Here is a 947-nt window from a genome sequence, read left to right on the forward strand (position 1 = left end):
TACACGCACCGCGCGCGCCCCGGCGGCCGGTACGGCGAACCCGCAGGAGCCCGAACAAGGGTTCGCGCGCTGGCGTGCGTCGGCGTTCAACGCATGGACCGTGCTGTCCGACCGTGCGGGCCTCGATGAAGTCCGCGCCGGCCTCGTGCTGTCGCTGGCGATCGTCGTGCTGCTCGCGCTGTGGGCCGGCATGGCCGGCGGCGTGCTCGCCGCGGCGGCCGCGCTCGTCGCGGGCAGTGTGTTGGTCGTGCTGTGGATCACGTCACGCATCAGCCGGCGCCGCCTGAAGATCGTCCGTCAGTTGCCGTCGTTTCTCGACGGGATCGTACGGCTCGTGACGCTCGGGAACAGCGTGCCGGCGGCGTTCCAGTCGGCGCTTCAGACGGCCGAAATGCCGCTGCGCCGCTGCCTCGACGACGTGTCGCGAATGCTGCGCTCCGGCGTCGACATCGATCGCGCGATGCTGCACATCGCGCACACGTACCGTATTCGCGAATTCGAACTGGTCGGCGCGGTGCTGCGTCTGTCGGTGCGCTATGGCGGACGGGCGGACGTGATGCTCGACCGGATGTCGACCTTCATGCGCGATCTCGAGCAAGCGGAGCGCGAACTGTCCGCGATGTCGGCCGAGACCCGGCTGTCCGCATGGGTGCTGGCACTGTTGCCGATCGCGGTCGGCAGCTTCGTCATTGCCACGAGCCCGCGCTATTTCACGGCGATGTGGAACGACGATGCCGGACGTCAGCTGGTTTACCTGGCGTTCGCGCTGCAGGCGATCGGCGGTTTCTGGCTGTTCCGGCTCGCGCGGCTGAGGTGAATGGATGGATGCAAACCGTTTAGGCGCGCTTGCGCTGGTGCTCGGATCGGTCGGCGTGCTGCTGCTTGCCGCGCTCGGCACGCTGCACGAGCACGATGCGAACGATCGCGAGCGCGGCAAGCAGCAGCAC

Annotated in this window: 1 protein-coding gene; it reads left to right on the top strand. The window is 68.3% G+C overall.

Features of this window, described 5'->3' with window-relative positions; all coding sequences use genetic code 11:
- Window positions 1–817, top strand: an 817-nt coding sequence (locus H3O04_RS35470; RefSeq protein WP_202589527.1) for a type II secretion system F family protein, incomplete at its 5' end; no start/stop codon positions are given.
- Window positions 818–947: the final 130 nt, after the last annotated feature.

Source organism: Burkholderia sp. KCJ3K979 (assembly GCF_016759955.1).
Taxonomy (GTDB): Bacteria; Pseudomonadota; Gammaproteobacteria; order Burkholderiales; family Burkholderiaceae; genus Burkholderia; species Burkholderia orbicola.